Source organism: Flavobacterium frigidarium DSM 17623, from assembly GCF_000425505.1.
Classification (GTDB): domain Bacteria; phylum Bacteroidota; class Bacteroidia; order Flavobacteriales; family Flavobacteriaceae; genus Flavobacterium; species Flavobacterium frigidarium.
Map to the genome: position 1 here is coordinate 157,702 of NZ_AUDO01000010.1, position 17,353 is coordinate 175,054.

Here is a 17,353-nt window from a genome sequence, read left to right on the forward strand (position 1 = left end):
AACATAGTGGAGGTAGGGGCATGCCCTAATAAAGCATAAAAAAACGACTAAAAAGTACTCTTTAGTCGTTGGTTTAATTTGGATTGTGTGTCTTATCCTAAGAATGCTTTCAGCTCTTCGTAAGTTTTGATTTTAGTACTTATTTTATCCTTGCCCAGTACACTTTCAATTTGTGTTGGTATGGGTAATTTTACGTTTAATGTTGGTTCCACCGTGTCTAAAAACTTGATTGGGTGGGCCGTTTCCAAGAAAATTCCAATTGCGTTGGGATGGTTTTCTAATTCTTTTTTAAGCCCTAAATAACCAACTGCACCATGTGGTTCGGCAATATATTCGTTGGCAGCATAAATAGTTTTCATGGCTGCAATCGTTTCATCATCAGTAAATGTAAATGATGAAAAATCTTTATTGAATTGCGCCAAGTCATTGTTGTACATTTCTTGTATGCGCACAAAATTACTTGGGTTCCCCACATCCATCGCATTCGAAATCGTTGCTTTGGATGGTTTTGGATCATAGATACCATTTTCTAGAAAGCGAGGCACGGTGTCATTCACATTTGTAGAAGCGACAAAATGCTCTATAGGCAAGCCCATTTTTTTGGCAATGATTCCTGCGCAAATGTTTCCAAAATTCCCTGACGGACAAGAAAATACTAAAGGTTTGTTTTGTTTTTTCAAGGCTTTGTAGGCAAAGAAAAAGTAAAACATTTGCGGCAACCAGCGCGCTATATTAATAGAATTGGCCGAAGTTAAATTGTGGTGTTTCAAACTGTCGTCTAAAAACGCTTTTTTGACCATGTCTTGGCAATCGTCAAAAAATCCGTCAACTTCTAATGCTTTTATGTTTTGTCCAAGCGTAGTCAATTGGCGTTCTTGTATGTCGCTTACTTTGCCAGAAGGGTACAAAATAATAACTTCGACTCCTTTTACACCCAAAAAACCGCTGGCAACTGCACCGCCTGTGTCTCCAGAAGTCGCCACAAGAACAGTGTTTTTATTGTCTTTTTTGTCTTTGTTAAAATACCCCAAGCAACGCGACATAAAGCGCGCACCCACATCTTTAAAAGCCATTGTTGGTCCGTGGAATAATTCTAACGAGTAGATTCCGTTTTCAACTTCCACTACCGGAAAATCAAAACAAAGTGTTTCAGCAATAATCTCCTTCAAAACATTTTCTGGAATTTCATCACCTACAAATTGGCGAATGGCTGCAAAAGCAATTTCTTCATTCGATAAATTTTCTATTTCGTCAAAAAAGGCTTGTGGTAAGGGCGTAATCGATTCCGGAAAATACAATCCTTTGTCGCTGGCTAATCCTTGAATTACCGCTTCTTGAAAAGATACGTTTGGGTCGTTATGGTTTAAACTGTAGTATTTCATTGTTGTGTTGTATTGAGATCCCTTAGCCCTTTCGCCGCGGCGAAGAGGGTGGCTATGCGGATGTAGATAACGTATTAGTATGTCTTCTGTTTTATACTTTCATTCTCCTTTCAGGGGTTAGGGTGCCATTATTCTCACACCATCAGGATTCACTTTTGAAACATGAATTTCGTAAGGCAGTTGCATTTGGTCATAAACGGCACTCATTGCTTTGGCAATTTTGTTTGCCGTTGCTTCTCCTTTGCTTAAGGCAAAAATTGAAGGTCCAGATCCTGAAATTCCAGATCCCAAAGCACCGTTTTCTAAAGCTGTTTGTTTGATCAAATCAAATCCCGGAATCAATACCGAGCGCAAAGGCTCTACGATTTCGTCATGCAAAGAGCGACCAATTAAGTCGTAATCTTTAGTGTATAATCCTGCGATTAATCCGCCAACATTTCCCCACTGCATGATGGCGCTTTTTAAAGAAACGGTTTGCTTTAATACCGAGCGCGCATCCGATGTTTTCAATTCAATTTGAGGATGAACCACCGTTGCATACAACTCTGACGGACTTTCGATTTTGATAATATCCAGCGGTGCATAACTGCGTACCAGCGTAAAACCACCCAATAGGGCAGGAGCCACATTATCTGCATGGGCATTTCCGCAGGCAAGTTTTTCGCCTTGCATTGCAAATGGAACCAAATCTTTGATTTCGAAAGGTCTTCCTAACAATTCATTGATTCCGAAAACCGCTCCCGCCGAACTAGCAGCGCTGCTCCCAATGCCGCTACCGGCTTTGATGTTTTTATAGATTTCGATTTCGAATCCCGCATCCGAGTTTAGTGCTTCTAGCATTGCCAAAGCAGCAACACCTGCGACGTTCTTTTCGGTTTCTAACGGTAAATCGGCACCCACTAATTTAGTGATGCGAATTCCTTTTTGATCTGATTTTCTAATAATCATTTCGTCACCTACATTGTCCAAACACAATCCAAGGACATCAAATCCACAAGATAGGTTGGCAATAGTAGCAGGACAGAATATTTTTATTTCGTTCATATATTTTTTGTGTCAGGTTTAAAGTTTAAAGTTTCAGATTTGTGAGTAATTTGAAACTTTAAACTTAAAAAACTTTAAACTTTTCTTTTACACATTCCCAATTCTAATAACATCGGCAAAAATTCCAGAAGCAGTAACTGCAGCTCCTGCACCGGCACCTTTTATTAATAAAGGTTGGTCTACATAACGATCTGTATAAAACAATACAATATTGTCTTTTCCCTCTAAGTTGTAAAAAGGATGGTCTTTTGGGATGAATTGTAAACCTACGCTCGCTTTTCCATCTTCAAATTGTGCTACAAATTTCAAGCGACTGTCTTTGGCATTGGCTTCCGCCAAAATTCCTTCAAAATGGCTTGCATATTGTGTAAGCGATTTAAAAAAGTCTTCGTTGTTTGTAGTGGCCATACATTCAGTAGGCAAGAACGATTCGTTTGCAATATCCTCAATTTCCATTTGGTACCCGCTTTCACGAATAAGAATCAAGATCTTTCGAGCAACATCGATTCCGCTCAAGTCAATTTTTGGATCGGGCTCTGTAAATCCTTGCACGCCTGCTTCTTTCACCACATCGTGAAATGAATGGTCTGCATCAAAATTATTGAAGATAAAGTTCAAACTTCCCGATAAAACAGCTTGAATTTTATTCACTTTATCACCAGATGCCACTAAGTTTTTAACGGTATCAATGATTGGTAATCCTGCTCCAACATTTGTTTCGAATAGAAATGGTGCATTGTACCTACGTGATAAAGTCTTCAAGTTTTTATAATTATCAAATGCCGATGAACACGCAATTTTATTACAAGTAACCACCGCCACACTTTCTCTTAGGTACTGTGCATAAGTTTGTGACACACTTTCATTGGCGGTAATGTCGACAAAAATACTGTTACGTAAATTCAAATCTTTGACTTGCTCGATAAACAGTTGTTGGTCGGCTTTCTCACCTTTATCTAATGCTTCTGGCCAAGATTTTAAATCGATACCTTCCTCATCAAAAAGCATTTTTTTAGAATTTGCCAGAGCTATTACACGAAGGTTTATTTTTAAATTCTCTTTCAGGAACTTTTTTTGTTGCTTAATTTGGTCAATGAATTTTTCTCCTACGTTTCCAACACCCATCACAAACAAATTCAGTTGTTTGGTGTTTTCTTCAAAAAAGCGTTCGTGTAAGGTGTTCAATGCTTTTTTTACATCTCTTTCGTTAATAACCGCCGAAATGTTTCTTTCCGAAGCACCTTGAGCGATCGCGCGAATGTTGACATTGTTTTTACCTAAAGTACTAAACATTTTTCCGCTTAGACCTTGATGGTTTTTCATGTTTTCACCCACCAAAGCAATGATGCAAAGGTCTTTTTCGACGATGCAGGGTTCTACTTTATTTTGCGTGATTTCGATTTCGAATGCTTTATTAATCGCTTCCTCGGCAACATTGGCATCTGAATTCAAGATTCCGATACAAATAGAATGTTCAGAGGAAGCTTGCGTGATGAAAATAACATTCACGTTGGCTTGTGATAACGTTTCGAATAATCTTTTTGAAGATCCTAAAACCCCAATCATTCCGGGTCCTTCGAGAGTAATCAAAGAGATGTTGTCAATATGACTAATTCCTTTTACCGGATTCCCATTTGCAATAGCGTTATTCGAAATAAAAGTTCCTTCGGCATCTGGTTCAAAAGTGTTTTTGATAAGAATAGGAATGTTTTTTCGTAACACCGGTTGTATAGTTGGTGGGTACAACACCTTGGCACCAAAATGGGACAATTCCATTGCTTCTTGGTACGAAATCGTAGCGATAGGTTGTGCTTGTTTTACAATACGCGGATTTGCAGTAAACATTCCATTTACATCTGTCCAGATTTCCAATTCAGCTACGTTTAATGCACCAGCTATAATGGCAGCCGTATAATCAGATCCACCACGTCCTAATGTAGTTGTGATTCCGTCTTGTGACGAGGCAATAAAACCAGGCATGACTGTCACTTGGTTTGCAACTGATTTAAAATATTCGGCAATTAAATTATTCGTTACGTCAAAATTCACAGCTGCTTTCCCAAAGTTACTGTTCGTTTTAATTAACTCTCTACTATCCTTATATCCGGCCTTGGGTAACTTTTGTTTCAAAGCCTCAGCAATAATATAAGAAGACAATAATTCACCAAAACTCAAAATTGTGTCTGCTGTTCTAGGGGAAAGTTCGCCAAGAAGGAAACAACCGTCTAACAAAGTTTCAAGGTGGTTTACAATTCTTTTTATATGACTTAGCGAGCTGCTTTGCTCACTTACAGGAATAAATTCTTTAATGGTGTCTAAATGCTTTTTTTCAATTTCGATCACTAAAGTCTTGTAAGTCTCATCAGCAGCAGCCGCTTTTGAAGCAGCAGTTTGCAATAAATCGGTCACTTTGCTCAGTGCAGAAACGACTACGATTAGCTGCTCCTGTTTGGCTTGATTTTGAACGATGTCTAAGACTAATTTTATATTTGTGGCATTGGCTACTGATGTACCGCCAAATTTTAATACTTTCATGTTGTGCATTTTGATTTTGAAAAAAAGCGAATGTTTATTATTCACCCAAGAATTTTATCTCTAAAAAGAAATAACAATATAATACGGTTATATGTAAAAGTGTATACCCCTAAGGGGTTGTAGTTGTAGTAGAGAATGTAAACGTCATAGCAGTGCCAACCCAAATTTGAGTTGTTATCGAAGATTGATATGTTGTGCTGTTGTTTATCATTGTTGTTTTCAAAAATACGTCTTTTTATAAAATTCAAAAACCAATTTGAACGTTTTGCGAATATTTTAAAATACTGCAAAATATCAGTCTTAGCTTTAAGAAATCGTATTTTAAAGCAGCTTTCTACGGACTATTGTGATTTATGTTCGAAAAATTAATATGTATTCCTAAATTAAAGTGTTGTAATCCACTATTTATTTGGCTGTTCGTTCCCCTTTTTCGACCGAAATTATTAAAATCTAAGTTTATTCTCGTTTAAAAACCATTTCTAAAGCTAGGTTACAAAGTGTTTTAGTTAACTAAGATATTTAAGGAAAGGATATTAATATTACAAACATCAGCAAGATTTGTATTGATTTATTGAGAAGGTGATTAGCTGCTCTTTTTCAATATAACTATTCGAAAAATTACAGAAACTAATGCAGAGAAGGGGAGAGCAATTGCATCAATTGAAGTATGCTTGAATAAATATATTGGTGATGAATAGCGTGCTGATGTAAAAGTATGCCCCTGTGCTATGATATATGTATAATTTTGTAGTACAATACAGAATAATATGCTTTGAAATTGAGAAAACAGTTGCATTTTACTACAGTTTTTTAACAGAACGCGAATTATTTAATTTGTTTAGCTTTTAAAGAGAAAAAATAAATAAATTTGCAACCATAAAAATATAAAAAATGTCAATAAATAGTCTTTTCCAGTTTTTAGTACCGAAAGATAAAAAATTCTTTCCCCTGTTTGAACAAGCATCAAGTAACTTGATTGAATTAGCTTCAAACTTACACGAGGCAGTAAACCTTCCTTTAAAAGAAAGAGAAGCAATTTTCCAAAAAATTGATGAATTAGAACAAAAAGGAGAAGATATCACGCGTCAAACAAATTTAGAATTGAGTAGAAATTTTATTACTCCATTTGATAGAGAAGACATTCACTCGCTGGTAACTGCTATTGATAACGTAGCTGACCGTTTACACGGGGCATCTAGCATTATGCGTTTGTACCAAGTTGATAAGATTACAAAATCAATTAGAAAATTGACAGAAATCAATCTTGAAGCATGTCAAAATATTGATACTGCCGTGAATGAATTGAGAAATTTAAAAAACATCCCAAGTATTACAGCAGCTTGTGCTAGAATTTCGAAATTAGAAAATAAATCAGATAATGTTTATAACAAGGCTGTTTTCGAAATTTTCGAAAATGAAACTGATGTAAAAAATATTATTAAATATAAAGAGGTTTTATCTGTCTTAGAATCCGCTACAGACAAATGTAAAAGTGTTGCTAGTATTCTAGAATCGATTTCGGTAAAACACTCTTAAAGTTTATTTTTATTTCATTTTGAAGTTCTAAGTATATGACGTTACTTTTAGTTATTATAGTACTAGCCTTAATTTTTGATTACATCAACGGTTTTCATGACGCTGCAAATGCCATTGCTACCGTAGTTGCGACAAAAGTATTAACGCCTTTTCAAGCTGTTCTATGGGCAGCTTTTTTTAATTTTCTAGCCTACTGGGTTTTTGGTTTTGGAGTGGCAGATACTGTAGCAAAAACTGCTAACACTATGGAAATTACCCTTGTGGTAATTCTAGCTGGTGTAATTGCTGCCATTTGTTGGAATCTACTAACATGGTGGTTGGGAATTCCCTCAAGTTCATCACACACATTAATTGGTGGTTTTGCAGGAGCTGCAATAGCGCATTCAATTGCAAATCACGGTTTCTCTGCATACATAGGTGCTGATGGTGCAACGCATTACTGGTACGAAATTGTGAGCTGGTATAAAGCAGGTAAAGATGGAGGTATGCCATCAGGAGTTTTAATTATCATCGCTTTTATAGTTTTAGCACCGTTATTAGGTGCGATGGCGTCGTATTTAATCTCAATCTGGTTGCTTAATGCTTCGCGCAAAAGTATCTATCCAAAGATTTTTACAGTAGCTTTAATGATTGCTACAATCTGGTTTGTATACGTTCAAATGATTCCTTACGACGTTATTACGGCTGATGGAAAATTACCTCGTTTTGAAAACTCTGAGTTCTGGAGTGTTGCGTTTGAACCGCACAATATCAAGTGGTTTTTAGTAGCTTCAATAATTTTAATTGTAAGTGCTTTTTGCTTGATATTTAGTAGCTTGAACTTACATCAAGCAGATGCCGCTTTGAGAAAGATGCAATTGGTATCTTCTGCTGCATTTAGTTTAGGTCATGGTGGTAATGATTCACAAAAAGTAATGGGTATTATAGCAGCAGCAGTTGCCGTTTATATTAACGCCAACCCAGGTATACAAATGGATTCTTGGTTAGATGTTGTTTTACCGTCAGAAAGTGGAGCATTTAGAATGCCTGACTGGATTCCGCTAGCATGTTATACTGCTATTGCAGCGGGTACTTTAAGTGGTGGATGGAAAATTGTAAAAACTATGGGTTCGAAGATTACAAAAGTAACTTCGTTTGAAGGTGTAGCTGCAGAAACTGCTGGAGCATTGACATTGTATTTCACAGAGCATTTAAAAATTCCAGTAAGTACAACACATACTATTACAGGTTCAATCATTGGAGTAGGATTAACTAAGCGTGTCTCTGCAGTAAGATGGGGAGTAACGGTAAGTTTGCTATGGGCTTGGGTATTGACGATTCCAATTTCGGCATTATTAGCAGCTATTGTATATTATGTACTTAGTATTTTTATATAAAAAGTTCATGTTGCAGCACATAAAAAAAAGCCTTCTTAATTTTAAGAAGGCTTTTTTTATGCTTAGAAATAGTTGAATAACTATCTTATTTTAAAGTTTTTCTCAATTGCTTTGATCATTTCACCAGCAATATCTTTATTAGTGGCACCTTCAATTCCTTCTAGTCCTGGCGAAGAGTTTACCTCTAGTAACAAAGGCCCTTTTGATGATCGAATGATGTCTACACCAGCAACTTTTAAGTCCATTGCTTTAGCGGCTTTAATCGCAATTTTCTTCTCCTCAGGTGTAGCTTTAATGATAGAAGCTGTTCCACCTAAATGGATGTTTGCTCTAAATTCGCCTGGCATAGCCTCACGTTGAATAGTCGCCACTACTTTACCATCAATAACAAATAAACGTAAATCCTTTCCGTTTGCTTCCTTAATAAATTCTTGTACTAAGATATTTGCATTGACACTCTTGAAAGCGTTAATTACACTTTCGGCTGCTTTTTTAGTTTCTGCAAGAACAACACCTTTTCCTTGTGTTCCTTCCAATAATTTGACAATTAAAGGCGAACCTCCAACCATTTTAATCAAATCGTTTGTATCCAACGGAGAATTGGCAAATCCAGTAGTAGGAATTCCTATACCGCTATTTAGTAACAGCTGTAATGAAAATAATTTATCTCTAGATTGTGTAATTGCATTAGCCGAATTCAAACTATATACTTTTAACGCTTCAAACTGACGTGTTAACGCACAACCATAAAAAGTAATGCTAGGGCGGATTCTAGGGATGATGGCGTCAAATTGATTTAATATGATTCCACCTCTATAATGAATCTCCGGAGTTTGTGCGTCCAGTTTCATATAGCATTCTTTTATGTTCAAGAAGTGCATTTCGTGGCCACGCATTTCTCCAGCTTCCATGATACGCTTATTGCTGTACAACTCAGGATTACTAGCCAAAACTCCAATGCGCAAACCTGTGCTTGCTTTTTCGGCGTTTTTATAAAGATCTTTTAATGTTTCTGGATTAGGTTCTCCAATAAGATATTTTTTTTCAGGATCAACAAGAACTCTACCGCTCATGGCTTCTCGCCCTAGTAGCATTCTAAAACCCATCGAGTCTCTATTGGTCAATGTCATTTCAATAGGCCATTTAGAATCACCTATTTCTAACATAGTTTGAATTACGTAACGTTGCTCTCTAAATCCACTAGAACTTTTTACAATTCTCTTGTCTACTAGCGGAGCTTCGCAATGTATTACTGTTTTGTTATTGTTTTGAATAGGGTTGATATCAAATTTAACCCAGTTTGTGTCGTCTTTAATAAAGGGTGCGATATTTACTGCGTGTAATGCAGATGTTTTTGCCCCTGAATCTACACGAGCTTTAATGGTAGGAATACCTAAGTCAGGAAATGTGCACCACTCTTCGCTACCCAGAATTACTTTATTTTCAGACATATTTTGGTTGGTTTAAAAACAGTTTTATAAAAACCAAATGTAGAAATTTGTTTTTAAAAACCTAGTTAATTTATATAAAGAATAAACCCGTTATATTATAAAAATGTAACGGGTTTAATGTATTTGTAAATAGTCAATATTAAGATTCTTCTGTAGGTTTCTCAATTTTTGTTACAGCAACTGTAAGTTCTTGAGCTCCTTCTTCAATATCCATGAATATTTGGTCACCAATGCTAATTTTAGAAGTGATAATTTCTTCTGCTAGTGTATCTTCTACGTACTTTTGAATAGCTCTTTTAAGAGGTCTTGCACCAAATTGCTTGTCAAATCCTTTATCAGCGATGAATGATTTTGCTGTGTCAGAAAGTTTTAAGTTATATCCTAATTCTGAAACTCTAGCATATAATTTTTTCAATTCAATTTCGATAATTAAATCAATATCATGTTTCTCTAAAGCATTAAATACAATAACATCATCAATTCTATTTAAGAATTCAGGTGCAAATGTTTTCTTAAGTGCATTTTCGATAATACTTTTTGAGTTATCATCTGTTTGAGCAACTCTAGCAGCAGTACCAAAACCTACTCCCTGACCAAAATCTTTTAATTGTCTTGCTCCAACATTTGAAGTCATGATAATAATAGTATTCTTGAAATCAATTTTTCGACCCAAACTATCTGTCAAGAATCCATCATCTAGCACTTGCAATAACATATTGAAAACATCTGGATGTGCTTTTTCGATTTCGTCTAATAAAACAACAGCATATGGTTTGCGACGCACTTTTTCAGTTAATTGACCACCTTCTTCATATCCTACATATCCTGGAGGCGCTCCAACTAATCTCGAAATTGCAAATTTCTCCATGTATTCACTCATGTCAATACGTACTAAAGCATCTTCTGAATCGAATAATTCTTTAGCTAATACTTTTGCTAACTGTGTTTTACCCACACCTGTTTGACCCAAGAAAATAAACGAACCAATAGGGCGATTAGGATCTTTTAATCCCGCACGATTTCTTTGAATAGAACGCGCAATTTTAACAACGGCGTCTCTTTGACCTACTACTTTGCTTTCGATCAATTCAGGTAATTTGGCTAACTTATTACTTTCAGTTTGAGCAATACGATTTACAGGAATACCTGTCATCATTGATACTACATCAGCAACATTATCTTCTGTTACTTCGATACGGTTGTTTTTTGCATCTTCTTCCCATTGTTCTTGAGCAATCGCTAATTCTTTTTCGATACGTTTTTCGTCGTCTCTAAGTTTTGCTGCCTCTTCATACTTTTGTTTTTTAACAACCGCATTTTTAAGTTCACGAATTTCTTCAAGCTGGCGTTCAAGATCTAAAATCTTTTTTGGTACTTCGATATTAGTGATATGTACACGAGATCCTGCTTCATCCAAAGCATCGATAGCCTTGTCTGGTAAAAAACGTTCTGACATGTAACGATCTGTCAATTTCACGCAAGCTTCAATCGCCTCTTGCGAATACGTCACATTGTGGTGATCTTCGTATTTGTTTTTGATATTGTTCAAAATTGTGATGGTCTCTTCGACAGAAGTTGGCTCCACAATAATTTTTTGAAAACGTCTTTCTAATGCACCGTCTTTTTCAATATACTGTCGGTACTCATCAAGTGTAGTTGCACCAATACATTGAATCTCACCTCTAGCTAAAGCAGGCTTAAACATGTTTGAAGCATCTAGTGAACCAGTGGCTCCACCAGCACCTACAATAGTGTGAATTTCGTCAATGAAAAGAATGATATCATCATTTTTCTCTAATTCATTCATTACAGCTTTCATGCGTTCTTCAAACTGTCCTCTATATTTTGTACCAGCTACTAAGCTAGCCAAATCAAGAGTTACCACGCGTTTGTTAAATAAGATACGAGACACTTTCTTTTGGATGATTCTAAGTGCTAGGCCTTCTGCAATTGCAGATTTCCCCACTCCAGGTTCACCAATAAGTAATGGATTGTTCTTTTTACGACGGCTTAAAATTTGGCAAACACGTTCAATTTCTTTCTCACGTCCTACTACAGGATCTAATTTTCCCTCTTCAGCCATTTCTGTTAAATCTCTCCCAAAGTTATCTAAAACCGGCGTTTTTGACTTTTTGTTGGATTTATTGGCGGGATTATTAAAACTAGTTTCTTTTAGACTGTCATCTTGTCCTGAATCATCGCTATATGAATCGGATGCTCTTGGTAAATTCTCTAAGAATTCTTCTTCGCTTGGTGTCATATTTATATATTGTTCTTTAGCTATATCATAATCTATTTTAAGTTTATTTAATAGCTTGGTTGTTGGATCATTTTCATTTCTCAAAATGCAAAGTAGTAAATGTGCGGTACTTACAGAAGTACTTTGAAATACTTTGGCTTCAAGAAAAGTTGTTTTAAGTGCACGTTCGGCTTGACGTGTTAGATGTAGGTTTTTTTTATCTGAACTGGTCTCTGTTCCAGGTGTCGCAGGGCTTAATATTTCTACATTTCTACGCAAATGGTCTAGATCCACAGAAAGATTATTTAGTATTTGTATTGCTTTGCCATTACCATCTCTAAGGATGCCTAGCATTAGGTGTTCGGTACCAATGAAGTCATGACCCAATCGTAAAGCTTCTTCTTTACTGTAGGTTATAACGTCTTTGACTCTTGGTGAAAAATTATCATCCATAATATATATTTAGTAAATGTAAATTTAGTGAATTACTATTTTAAAAACAAAAATCGTTCCTAAGATGATTTGTCAGCTAAGGGAGCAATATAATGTGTAATATCGCTAAAATAGAATTAAAATGAGCCAAGAAATCTGTAAATAATTTTGTTAATAAATCCTTCAAATTAATAGCGCTAAAACGCTAGAAAAAATTCTAAAAGCTGTATATTGGCACGTTTTGTAACTAATATAATTATTTAATATAACAACTTATGTCTGAAGGAGAAAAGTTAATTCCTATTAACATAGAAGATGAAATGAAATCAGCTTACATTGATTATTCGATGTCAGTAATTGTATCAAGAGCGCTTCCCGATGTTAGAGACGGTTTAAAACCAGTACATCGAAGAGTTCTTTATGGAATGTATGATTTAGGAGTTTTTTCAAATAAAGCCCATAAAAAATCCGCTAGAATTGTCGGAGAAGTTTTAGGTAAGTATCACCCTCACGGAGATACCTCTGTTTATGATGCCATGGTTCGTATGGCCCAAGAATGGAGTATGCGTTATTTATTAGTTGATGGTCAAGGTAATTTTGGTTCTGTAGATGGCGATAGTCCAGCTGCAATGCGTTATACTGAGGCGAGAATGCGCAAGATTTCGGAAGAAATTATGGCAGATATCGAAAAAGAAACAGTTGATTTTCAATTAAACTTTGATGATACTTTATATGAGCCAAAAGTAATGCCAACAAGAGTGCCTACCTTATTAATTAATGGGGCAACAGGAATTGCTGTAGGTATGGCTACTAATATGCCGCCACACAACTTAACAGAAGTTATCAATGGTACACTTGCGTACATGGATAACAATGATATTGAGATTGATGAGTTAATCAATTATATAAAAGCTCCTGATTTTCCTACTGGTGGAGTTATTTATGGTTATGAAGGAGTGCGTGAAGCATTCAAAACGGGACGTGGTAGAGTAGTGATGCGTGCCAAAGTTGGTTTTGAAGAAGTTGATGGTAGAGAGTGTATTATTGTAACTGAAATACCGTACCAAGTCAATAAAGCCGATATGATTAAACGTACGGCTGACTTAGTTAATGATAAAAAGATTGAGGGAATAGCAAATATTCGTGACGAATCAGATAGAAATGGTATGCGTATCGTTTACATCTTGAAACGTGATGCGACTCCTAATGTAGTTTTGAATACCTTATATAAGTATACACAATTGCAATCTTCTTTTAGTGTTAATAATATTGCATTAGTGAAAGGGCGTCCTCAAATGTTGAATCTTAAAGATATGATTCATCATTTTGTAGAGCACCGTCATGATGTTGTTACACGTAGAACGCAGTTTGAATTGCGTAAAGCAGAAGAGAGAGCACACATATTGGAAGGGTTAATTATTGCGTCTGACAATATTGATGAAGTAATTGCTTTAATCAAAGCATCTAGTAATACAGAAGAAGCTAGAGGGAAATTAATCGAAAGGTTTAAATTATCTGATATCCAAGCGAGAGCAATCGTAGAAATGCGTTTGCGTCAATTAACAGGTCTGGAACAAGACAAGTTAAGAGCTGAGTATGACGAAATTATGAAGTTAATCGAACATTTAAGAGCCTTGCTTGCTGATGTTAACTTGAGAATTGCTTTAATAAAAGAGGAATTAGAAGAAATTAGAGAGAAATATGGTGATGAACGCCGCTCTAAAATTGAATACTCTGGAGGAGATGTAAGTATCGAAGATTTAATTGCTGATGAAAATGTTGTAATTACAATTTCGCATGCAGGTTATATCAAGCGTACAAACTTAACAGAATATAAAACACAAAATAGAGGTGGTGTAGGGCAAAAAAGTGCTGGAACTAGAGATCAAGATTTCTTAGAACACATGTTTGTTGCTACTAACCATCAATATATGATGTTCTTTACCCAAAAAGGGAAATGTTTCTGGATGCGTGTTTATGAAATACCAGAAGGAAATAAAACGGCTAAGGGTAGAGCGATTCAAAATCTTATCAATATCGAAAGTGATGATAAAGTGAAAGCTTTTATTTGTACACAAGATTTAAAAGATCAAGATTACATTAAGAGTCACAACTTAGTAATGGTGACTAAAAAAGGTCAGGTTAAGAAAACTTCTTTAGAGAAATATTCTAAACCTAGGGTAAATGGTGTTGCAGCAATTACTATTAAAGAGGGTGATGAATTACTAGAAGCTAAATTGACAAATGGTGATAGCCAAATCATACTTGCTGTGAAGTCTGGAAAATTAGTTCGTTTTGAAGAAACTAAAACGAGACCAATGGGAAGAACTGCTTCAGGTGTTCGTGGTATTTCTTTAAAAGATGACAGTGATGAAGTAATTGGTATGGTTACTGTAGATAAAGATGCAGTTAATGATTCACAAGTATTAGTTGTTACTGAAAATGGTTACGGGAAACGTACTAAGTTAGTTGACGAAGATGGTGAAGATGTATATCGTATTACTAATAGAGGTGGTAAAGGAGTGAAAACTTTGAACATCACTGAAAAAACAGGACAGTTAATATCAATCAATGCTGTTACAGATGCTGATGATTTAATGATTATCAATAAATCTGGATTGACAATTAGAATGGCAATCGAGGATCTTCGTGTAATGGGTCGTGCTACTCAAGGGGTTAAATTAATTAACTTAAAAGGAAAAGATTCTATCGCTGCTGTAACTAAAGTTATGAAAGATGATGTTGAAGAGGTCATTGTTGATGAGGACGGAAATGTTATCGAAGGAGAAGCTATCGAAAGAGTGAAACCTGTTCTTGAAGTTCTTGAAGATGATGGTGTAACTGATGACGATGATGAGGAAGACGACGATGTTGTAGAGGACGATGATGTTGAGGATGAAGATGACGATAACGACGAATCTTAGGTAAATTAGAAAAAAAAACAAAAAATTATAAAACGAAAAATAGATTATTATGAAAGGTAAATATGTAATACTTACATCTGCTTTATTGGTATCAGTAGCTTCATTTGCTCAAAAAGACGAAATTAAAGCTGCAGAAAAAGCATTTAAAAAAGGTCAAGCTCAAGAAGCTGTTGGAATTTTAAACGGTGCAGAAGGGTTAATTGCTAATGCATCTGATTCAGAAAAAGCACAATACTATTATGTAAAAGGTAATGCCTTATTAGAATTGGCTAATAATAAAGTTGAAGAAGATAAAAACTTATCAGCGGCAGCTACTTCATATATCAACTTAATTGCAGCTGAAAAAGCTTCTGGTAAAGCAAAATATGCTGCAGAGGCAACAAAATCGATTACTGCAATTAAATATAAGTTGATCAACAATGCAATTGCTGATTCAAAAGTAGATAAACATGCTGCTAGTGCTAATAAATTATACGACGCTTATTTGTTAGATAAAAAAGATACGCTTAATTTATACTATGCGGCTTCTACTTATATAAATGCAAAGGATTATGACAATGCATTAAAATTGTACGGTGAGTTGAAGGATATGAACTATTCTGGAAAAGCTACAAATTACTTAGCGGTTAATAAAATAACTAACGAAAGTGATTTATTTGCGACGGTTCAAGAAAGAGATAGAATGATAAAGTTAGGAACGCATATTGATCCTACAATTGAAGAAATTCCATCAAAAAGAGGAGAAATCTACAAAAACATAGCGTTGATTTTAGTTCAAAATGGAAAAACAGCTGAAGCTAAAGAAGCTATAGCTGCTGCTAGAAAATCTAATCCTGAAGATACTTCGTTAATTTTGACAGAGGCAAATCTTTATTTAGAGACTAAAGATTTTGAAACTTACAAAAAACTAATCACTGAGGCTTTGGCGGCCAATCCGAATGATGCAGATTTGTTATTTAATCTAGGTGTTGTTAGTTCGAATGCAAAAAATATTGCTGACGCTGAGAAGTACTATACTAAAGCACTTGAAATCAATCCTAAATATTTAAATGCTTATATTAACATGGCGGCGCTTAAATTAGAAAAAGAAGGTAGTATCATCGCTGAGATGAACAAGCTGACTAATTCTGATAAAGACATGAAGCGTTATGATGCATTAAAGAAGCAAAGAGAAGAATTGTTTAGAGCAGCAATTCCTTACTTGCAAAAATCTCTAGAGCTTGAGCCTAAAAATGCTGATGTTGCTAAAACATTATTAGGTGTGTATAGTGCTTTAGAAATGACAGCAGAAAAGAAAGCGTTAGAAGCAAAAATGTAATTTTTTATACATTATATAGTATACAATTAATGGAGCCGCAAGGTTCCATTTTTTTTTGTTCAAAATCTAGAGTTTTAGAAATATGTTTTAGGAGCTATTTCCTGCTATTCGCTACAATCTTTTCTATTCACTCGATTGTCATCGAGTAAATAGAAAAGGATTTCCACTGCTATCAGGGCTAGTATTTAGTATAAGCTTGAAAAGTGAGTTTTTAAACGAGGTTCTCTCATATATATATATATATATATATATATATAAGGTGCTTTGAAATTGTAATTCTTGAAAGATATATATACAATCTGTTATGTAGTTGACAAGGAACTGCTAATTATTAAGGATACTGCGCACTAATGCGAATGAATCCAACAAGAGTAGGCGAACAGGGTTTTGTTTATCGATTAATCTTACAATTTAAATTGCGACATAAATTGATGATAACTCAATTGTAAGGTTTCCAGCTCGTTAAAAGAAAATTGAAAATTAAAGAAAATAAAAGTGTGTAGAAGGTATTGAATATGCGTTTAAACTACCTACTTTTGCACCCGCAACATCGCAGAAGTTCATTACATCTTGAGAGTTTTTATAAAGTTTAAAAGGAATTTATTTCTTAAAAAAACTTTAAAAAAAGCTTGTGAGAAATAAAGAAGTTCTTTAGTTTTGCACTCCGCTAAACAAGCCAAGTTCATTGCATTATTGATAAGAGAAAGAAGTAAAAAGAGATGAAAATTTTCTTAAAAAAAACTTCAAATTTTTCTTGTCACATTGAAATAGAAGTTGTAGTTTTGCACCCGCTTCGAGCGTCACGAAAATTGACAAACGAGGTGAGAAAATAAGATAAGACACGTTCCTAGACATATTGAATTGACAGCCGTTTTAACAGAGATGTTAGAACAAAAGAATAAGAGTAATAGAATCGAGAGATTTTAAAAAACCACTAGACCTTCAGTCAAAAATAAATAGTCCGCCACGGCGGACAAATAATATACGATGAAGAGTTTGATCCTGGCTCAGGATGAACGCTAGCGGCAGGCTTAACACATGCAAGTCGAGGGGTATGGTTCTTCGGAACCAGAGACCGGCGCACGGGTGCGTAACGCGTATGCAATCTACCTTTCA

Annotated in this window: 9 protein-coding genes and 1 rRNA gene; 5 read left to right on the forward strand and 5 right to left on the reverse strand. The window is 35.3% G+C overall.

Going from position 1 to position 17,353, the window contains the following annotated elements; translation table 11 throughout:
* Positions 1 to 92: 92 nt before the first annotated feature.
* From thrC to thrA, 3 genes are all read right to left on the reverse strand, one after another.
* The gene (gene thrC / locus H603_RS0108015) at positions 93 to 1,382 is read right to left on the reverse strand and encodes a threonine synthase (protein WP_026708097.1); all 1,290 of its coding nucleotides are present in this window, start codon (positions 1,380 to 1,382) and stop codon (positions 93 to 95) included.
* A gap of 117 nt (positions 1,383 to 1,499) precedes the next feature.
* Positions 1,500 to 2,426 (reverse strand): homoserine kinase, encoded by a 927-nt coding sequence (locus tag H603_RS0108020; protein WP_026708098.1) that lies wholly within the window; start codon positions 2,424 to 2,426, stop codon positions 1,500 to 1,502.
* 87 nt (positions 2,427 to 2,513) lie between these two features.
* The gene (gene thrA / locus H603_RS0108025; protein ID WP_026708099.1) at positions 2,514 to 4,961 is read right to left on the reverse strand and encodes a bifunctional aspartate kinase/homoserine dehydrogenase I; all 2,448 of its coding nucleotides are present in this window, start codon (positions 4,959 to 4,961) and stop codon (positions 2,514 to 2,516) included.
* An 891-nt stretch (positions 4,962 to 5,852) separates the two neighbouring features.
* Between thrA and H603_RS0108030 the strand changes: the two genes are divergently transcribed.
* Both H603_RS0108030 and H603_RS0108035 read left to right on the forward strand, forming a co-directional pair.
* On the forward strand, positions 5,853 to 6,497 hold the full coding sequence (locus tag H603_RS0108030; protein ID WP_026708100.1) for a DUF47 domain-containing protein: 645 nt from the start codon (positions 5,853 to 5,855) through the stop codon (positions 6,495 to 6,497).
* A 35-nt stretch (positions 6,498 to 6,532) separates the two neighbouring features.
* Positions 6,533 to 7,873: an inorganic phosphate transporter gene (locus H603_RS0108035; RefSeq protein ID WP_026708101.1), complete on the forward strand. Its 1,341-nt coding sequence runs from the start codon at positions 6,533 to 6,535 to the stop codon at positions 7,871 to 7,873.
* 80 nt (positions 7,874 to 7,953) lie between these two features.
* Here the strand turns inward: H603_RS0108035 and rimK are convergent, their stop codons facing one another.
* Positions 7,954 to 9,324 carry a 30S ribosomal protein S6--L-glutamate ligase gene (gene rimK, locus H603_RS0108040; protein ID WP_026708102.1) on the reverse strand — a complete coding sequence of 457 codons (1,371 nt, stop codon included), beginning with the start codon at positions 9,322 to 9,324 and terminating at the stop codon, positions 7,954 to 7,956.
* A 139-nt stretch (positions 9,325 to 9,463) separates the two neighbouring features.
* Positions 9,464 to 12,016, reverse strand: a complete 2,553-nt coding sequence (locus tag H603_RS0108045) for an ATP-dependent Clp protease ATP-binding subunit (RefSeq protein ID WP_026708103.1) — start codon at positions 12,014 to 12,016, stop codon at positions 9,464 to 9,466.
* Between the two features lie 254 nt (positions 12,017 to 12,270).
* On the opposite strand from H603_RS0108045, the gene gyrA reads away from it, so the two are divergent.
* The 3 genes from gyrA to H603_RS0108060 all read left to right on the forward strand — a co-directional run.
* On the forward strand, positions 12,271 to 14,919 hold the full coding sequence (gene gyrA, locus H603_RS0108050) for a DNA gyrase subunit A (protein WP_026708104.1): 2,649 nt from the start codon (positions 12,271 to 12,273) through the stop codon (positions 14,917 to 14,919).
* Positions 14,920 to 14,968: 49 nt separating this feature from the next.
* Positions 14,969 to 16,237 carry a tetratricopeptide repeat protein gene (locus H603_RS0108055; protein ID WP_026708105.1) on the forward strand — a complete coding sequence of 423 codons (1,269 nt, stop codon included), beginning with the start codon at positions 14,969 to 14,971 and terminating at the stop codon, positions 16,235 to 16,237.
* 984 nt (positions 16,238 to 17,221) lie between these two features.
* Positions 17,222 to 17,353 (forward strand): 16S ribosomal RNA (locus tag H603_RS0108060); the annotation flags it as partial.

What these genes read in the sequence shown, in the direction of transcription:
- thrC (WP_026708097.1), bottom strand. Translation starts at nt 1,382, where the DNA reads ATGAAATACTACAGTTTAAACCATAACGACCCAAACGTATCTTTTCAA.
- H603_RS0108020 (WP_026708098.1), bottom strand. Translation starts at nt 2,426, where the DNA reads ATGAACGAAATAAAAATATTCTGTCCTGCTACTATTGCCAACCTATCT.
- thrA (WP_026708099.1), bottom strand. Translation starts at nt 4,961, where the DNA reads ATGAAAGTATTAAAATTTGGCGGTACATCAGTAGCCAATGCCACAAAT.
- H603_RS0108030 (WP_026708100.1), top strand. Translation starts at nt 5,853, where the DNA reads ATGTCAATAAATAGTCTTTTCCAGTTTTTAGTACCGAAAGATAAAAAA.
- H603_RS0108035 (WP_026708101.1), top strand. Translation starts at nt 6,533, where the DNA reads ATGACGTTACTTTTAGTTATTATAGTACTAGCCTTAATTTTTGATTAC.
- rimK (WP_026708102.1), bottom strand. Translation starts at nt 9,324, where the DNA reads ATGTCTGAAAATAAAGTAATTCTGGGTAGCGAAGAGTGGTGCACATTT.
- H603_RS0108045 (WP_026708103.1), bottom strand. Translation starts at nt 12,016, where the DNA reads ATGGATGATAATTTTTCACCAAGAGTCAAAGACGTTATAACCTACAGT.
- gyrA (WP_026708104.1), top strand. Translation starts at nt 12,271, where the DNA reads ATGTCTGAAGGAGAAAAGTTAATTCCTATTAACATAGAAGATGAAATG.
- H603_RS0108055 (WP_026708105.1), top strand. Translation starts at nt 14,969, where the DNA reads ATGAAAGGTAAATATGTAATACTTACATCTGCTTTATTGGTATCAGTA.